This window comes from Streptomyces hirsutus, from assembly GCF_001418415.1.
GTDB lineage: Bacteria > Actinomycetota > Actinomycetes > Streptomycetales > Streptomycetaceae > Streptomyces > Streptomyces hirsutus.
This window is the reverse complement of the sequence record NZ_LIQT01000510.1, coordinates 2,886-7,941: the sequence shown is the minus strand read 5'-3', so window position 1 is coordinate 7,941 and position 5,056 is coordinate 2,886. Positions and strand designations below refer to the sequence as shown.

At 68.9% G+C, this 5,056-nt stretch carries 3 protein-coding genes and 3 pseudogenes; 2 read left to right on the top strand and 4 right to left on the bottom strand.

Annotated elements, in window-relative coordinates; all coding sequences use genetic code 11:
• Nucleotides 1-37: 37 nt before the first annotated feature.
• From AOK11_RS32740 to AOK11_RS32730, 3 genes and pseudogenes are all read right to left on the bottom strand, one after another.
• A complete protein-coding gene (locus tag AOK11_RS32740) occupies nt 38-1,534 on the bottom strand; it encodes a serine/threonine-protein kinase (RefSeq protein WP_055597306.1) in 1,497 nt (498 codons plus the stop codon).
• A gap of 123 nt (nt 1,535-1,657) precedes the next feature.
• Nucleotides 1,658-1,963 (bottom strand): annotated as a pseudogene (locus AOK11_RS45675) (GmrSD restriction endonuclease domain-containing protein); the annotation flags it as partial.
• Between the two features lie 212 nt (nt 1,964-2,175).
• A pseudogene (locus tag AOK11_RS32730) lies at nt 2,176-2,895 on the bottom strand (IS6 family transposase).
• Between the two features lie 200 nt (nt 2,896-3,095).
• On the opposite strand from AOK11_RS32730, the gene AOK11_RS32725 reads away from it, so the two are divergent.
• Both AOK11_RS32725 and AOK11_RS32720 read left to right on the top strand, forming a co-directional pair.
• Nucleotides 3,096-4,097 (top strand): zinc-binding alcohol dehydrogenase family protein, encoded by a 1,002-nt coding sequence (locus tag AOK11_RS32725; RefSeq protein ID WP_420903036.1) that lies wholly within the window; start codon nt 3,096-3,098, stop codon nt 4,095-4,097.
• 114 nt (nt 4,098-4,211) lie between these two features.
• Nucleotides 4,212-4,631: pseudogene (locus AOK11_RS32720) on the top strand (IS6 family transposase); the annotation flags it as partial.
• Nucleotides 4,632-4,657: 26 nt separating this feature from the next.
• On the opposite strand, the gene AOK11_RS45670 reads toward AOK11_RS32720, so the two are convergent.
• Nucleotides 4,658-5,056: integrase core domain-containing protein (locus AOK11_RS45670; protein ID WP_157869501.1), on the bottom strand; the 399-nt coding region annotated here is incomplete at its 5' end.

The window sequence follows — 5,056 nt, the reverse complement described above, 5'->3', positions numbered from 1 at the left end:
TCCTGGCCTTCCTCGGACTCGCGGCGGCCCTGACCTGCTACAAGAAGCTCGCAAAACTCACCACGTGAGACATCCTCTTATACGTCTTGGCCGCGTGATCGTAGAACCGGTTCACCGTGTCTCGTGCAGCTTCAGGCCCGATGGCCACCAGCAGGTGGATACGGCCGTCGATATCCAGAGCGCGGTTGAGGACGATTCGTTCCTCGCCCTCGACCTCCCAGGTGAACTGGCCTCCTACGCCTCGGTATCCGCTGACTTCGATCGCGGTCAAACCGGTGCTTGTGGCCCACGTCGAGTCCCGGTACGGCTGCAGTTCCGGCTCGTACTCTCGCTGATAAATCATGAGGTTCTTGGCGTAGTTCGCGACGGCGTCACGGCCTGGGACCACGATCAGTTCGTACTCTCCCTTGGTGTAGCGGTACTGGGCGCTGGCGTTTTTGTCGTGGTGCCGCCATCCTGCGGGGACCTCCAGCTCGAATCCGGATTGTGAGACGTGCTCGTAGCCCTTGGCGCCAGTTTGCGAGGAACTCCGTGAGTTCGTGGGCGTGGGGTGTGCTGAGGCGAAGGGGGAGGACGGAGAGTCGTCGTCGAATCGTTCCAGGAGCGGCAGCGTGATGACCGCCACCACAGCCGTGCTCAGCAGCGCGGCCGCCCATCGCGTCCGCTGCCGGGATCTTGGCGCGGCGGACTTGCTCACCGGTTTGGCGGATCCGGCCGTTGCGCGCAGCGCTTCGATGACCGTTCGAGCCGTCGGGCGGGCGGCGGGATCTGTGACCAGCAGAGCCTTGATCAAGGGTGCCAGCGCGTCGGCCCGGCGGAGCGGCGGCATCTTGCCCGTGAGCACCGCGCCGACCGTAGCCTCCATCGACGCTCGCCGAAACGGTGACGTGGCCTCCACCATTTCGTAGAGGAGGACGCCGAGGGACCACATGTCCGAGGCGGGTCCGGGCCGCTTTCCGCTCATCCGTTCGGGGGCGGTGTAGGCGAGCGAGCCGACGAACTCCCCGGCTTGGGTCAGCGATTCCTCGCCCACGATGTAGGCGATGCCGAAGTCGGTCAAGACGACTCTGCCGCCACTGCCGAGCAGGACGTTGCCGGGCTTCACGTCCCGGTGCAGCACCCCGCGCGCGTGTGCGGCGGCAAGTGCCTCCGTGACCGCCATACCGATCCGGGCTGCTTCGCGTTCGGGCAAGGCTCCGTTATGGTCAAGGCGGTCTGCGAGCGACTCTCCGTGCACCCGCTCCATGACGATCCACGGGTGGCCGTCTTCCATCACTACGTCGTGCACGGTGACTACAGCCGGATGTTCTACGCGCGCCGCCGCCCGAGCTTCCCGCAGAATCCGCGCGGCCAGGGGCCCGACGGCCGCCGTGAGCGCCTGTTTTACGGCAACCTCTCGGTCCACGATCGTGTCCCAGCCCGCCCAGACCGTGCCCATGCCGCCGGCGCCCAACCGCTCGGTCAGCCGGTAACGCCCGCCGATCAGCCGCTGCTCGGTCGTCGCCGAGCTCTCCGGTTCTTCCCCCGTCGCCATGAAGGAATCATCCTGCAGCCCGGCCCTCCCACGGGACTGAAGTGAGATCCTGGTAGCCCGCGCGCATCGAGATCGGCACTGTCCCAGGCAGCCGGCGGCCTGGCCGTCAGCCACCCGAACGGATTATGAGGCCGGCTCGTAGGTCACGGTCTGGTCGGAGCAGCCGGCCGCCACCTCACCCAGGGCTGTCACTTCGGCTTCGTCGACCGCAAGGCTCCAGCGGAGCTTAGTGGCCACCCACTCCGCAACGTACCGACAGTGCAGCCCGGCAGCCGGCGGCAACCACTCGGCGGGGTCCTGGTCTGCCTTGGACCGGTTCGAGCGGGCGGTGACCGCCACCAGGCTCGTGGCCGCGCCCTAGTCGTTGGCGTACGCCTCGCGACGCTGCGCCGTCCACGCGGACGCGCCGCTGTCCCAGCTCTCGGCAAGGGCACCATGTGTTATCCGCACCTTGGCGGGGATGCCGTTGACATCTGCGACAAGAGCTATGTGTGTCGATTCTCGTTGTGGGCGGGGCGTTATCCGGTGCAGCAGCAAGATGCCGCCGACAGCGGCGACAGAGAGGGCGTTGTCACGTTGTTGGGTGTGTGAGTATCCAAGGGCGCGTCGGGGCGTGGTGGGCCTGCGCTTCGGGCCTGGGGTCAGGCCGTGGTGGACCGACCGACAACGCCGGTGATCTGGTCCCAGAGGGCGAAGCGGACGGTCATCTCGGCGCGGTGGCCGGGGGCGGTCATCAGGTGGCGGTGGGGTCGGAAGTGGGGTGAGATGCCGCCGAACGCGGCCAGGAACCGCTGTGCCCCGCCGACGCTGCGGAAGCCCTTCATCGTGCGTTCGCGCTGCCGGGTGGGCTGGTGGGAATTCTCGGCCCGGTTGTTCAGGCCCTGGTGCGAGCGGTGCTCGACGGAGGGCATCACCTGGCGGTGGGCCGCGCCGTAGGAGCGGAGCATGTCGGTGACGATTACCCGCGGCACCGAGCGGGTCTTCTTCAGCAGCCTGCGGAAGAAGCGCCGGGCCGCGGCCTTGTCCCGCCGGTTCTGGACCAGGATGTCCAGCACGGTGCCGTCGGCGTCGACGGCCCGTCACCGGCACTTCAGCTCGCCGTTGATCTTGATGAAGACCTCGTCCGGGTGCCACTTATCCCCGGGCCGGGGCCGGCGTCGGCGCAGCGCGCCGGCGTAGGCCTGCCCGCACTTCGCGCACCACCGCCGGACGCTCCCGTAGGACACGACCACGCCGCGGGCGAGCATCAACTCCTCGACCTCGCGGAAGCTGAGCGGGAAGCGGAAGTACCGCCACGCGCAGTGGGAGATGATCCCCGCCGGGTACCGGTGGCCCTGGTACGACGGCGGCGCGGACGACACGAGCGAAGCCTCCCCGGCACGATCAACCCGAAGATCATCCCACCCGGCCAGCCAGCATGACAGTGCCGCCCGAACGGCCGAGGGCCGTTGCCACACCAAGCGGCGTGCGGTTGCGGCCTGCCGTTCTGCGGCGAGCGTTTGCCGGACCTGCCGGCCGGCGCCAGGCTGGGAGCATGGTGCGCGCGTCGGCTTCGAACATGCTGACCGGGTGGGCTGTCGAGAGTCCTGGTCCGATCGCGGACGGCCCACTGGTGTCCGTGCGGCGTACCGTGCCCTCGCCGGGGCCTGGTGAGCTGTTGCTGAGGGTCGAGGCGTGCGGCGTCTGCCGCACGGACCTGCACCTTGCCGAAGGCGACCTGCGCCCGCACCGGGCATCGACCGTTCCCGGTCATGAGATCGTCGGCCGCGTGGCCGCCGTCGGCGAGTCCGTCACGGGGTTCCGGGTCGGCGACCGAGCCGGTGGGGCGTGGCTGCGCAGCACCTGCGGCCGATGCCGCTACTGCCGGGCCGGTCGCGAGAACCTCTGCCCGGCCTCCCTCTACACCGGCTGGGACGCGGACGGCGGTTTCGCCGATGTCACCCTCGTTCCGGCGGACTACGCCCACGCGCTCCCGGACGACCAGGACGCCGTGCTGCTGGCACCGCTGCTGTGTGCCGGGATCATCGGCTACCGGGCTCTGCGCCGCAGCGCCCTGCCACCCAACGGCCGGCTCGGGATCTACGGCTTCGGGGCCTCGGCCCATCTGGCGGCGCAGGTCGCCCTGGCCGAAGGAGCAACCGTGCACGTGCTGACCCGTTCGGCACGGGCCCGTGAACTCGCCCTCGACCTGGGCGCCTCCTCCGTGGGCGGCGCCTACGACCGCCCGCCCGAACCACTGGATTCGGCGATCCTGTTCGCACCGGTAGGGAATCTGGTGCCCGTAGCACTGGAGGCACTGGACCGTTCGGGAACGCTCGCCGTGGCGGGCATCCATCTCACCGACATCCCCGTGCTCAATTACCGCCGTCACCTCTTCGAAGAGCGGAATCTGCGCAGCGTCACCTCCAACACCCGGCAGGACGGCCGCGACTTCCTGGACACGGCCGCGCGGATCGGTATGCGGGTCACCGTTAGCCCGTATCCGTTGAGCCGTGCCGACCAGGCTCTGAGGGACCTGGCCGCCGACCGGGTCAGCGGCGCCGCCGTGCTCGTACCCGGATGACCCGCCGCGACGCACTCCTTGGACGTGCCCCGAGAGGTCACGGTAGGGCGTTGTCACGTTGGCTGACCGGCGTGGGATGATCTTGTGGTTGATCGTGCCGGGGAGGATTCACTCGTGTCGTCCGCGCCGCCGTCGTACCAGGGCCACCGGTACCCGGCGGAGATCATCTCCCACTGCGCGTGGCGGTACTTCCGCTTCCCGCTCAGCTTCCGCGAGGTCGAGGAGTTGATGCTCGCCCGCGGCGTGATCGTGTCCTACGGGAGCGTCCGGCGGTGGTGCGCGAAGTGCGGGCAGGCCTACGCCGGCGCGCTGCGCCGACGCCGGCCCCGGCCCGGGGACACGTGGCACCCGGACGAGGTCTTCATCAAGATCAACGGAGAGCCGCACTACCGGTGGCGGGCCGTCGACGCCGACGGCACCGTCCTGGACATCCTCGTACAGAACCGGCGGGACACCGCTGCGGCCCGGCGCTTCTTCCGCACACTGCTCCAGACGACCCGCACGGTGCCGCGGGTGGTGGTCACCGACAGTGTGCTTGCCGAATACCTCATCCATGCTGGTCAGGCCGCATGTCGGTACTCGTGGAGGGTGCCGCCGAGCCGCGCTCGCCGTCGTATGTCCAGACGGGCGATCCGGTCCGGGTCCTCGATCGGAGCGGGCAGCGGGTGGAGGGGGCGGGCGTTCGCGAGGCCCTGGTGCGGCCGGTGCTCGTTGTAGAACGTCTCGAACTCGCGTAGTGCGTGCAGGAGATGGCGTTGGTTCCAGATCAATGTGCGGTCCAGCAGTTCTCGTCGGCAGGTCCGCACCCACCGCTCCATGATCGAGTTCACTCTCGGTATCCGGACGCCGCTGAGCATCACCTCGATACCCGCGTCCTTGAGGACGGCGTCGAACAGCCGCGGGAACTTCCCGTCCCGATCCCGGATCAGGAACCGCGACCGGCAGTTGACGTCCTCCAG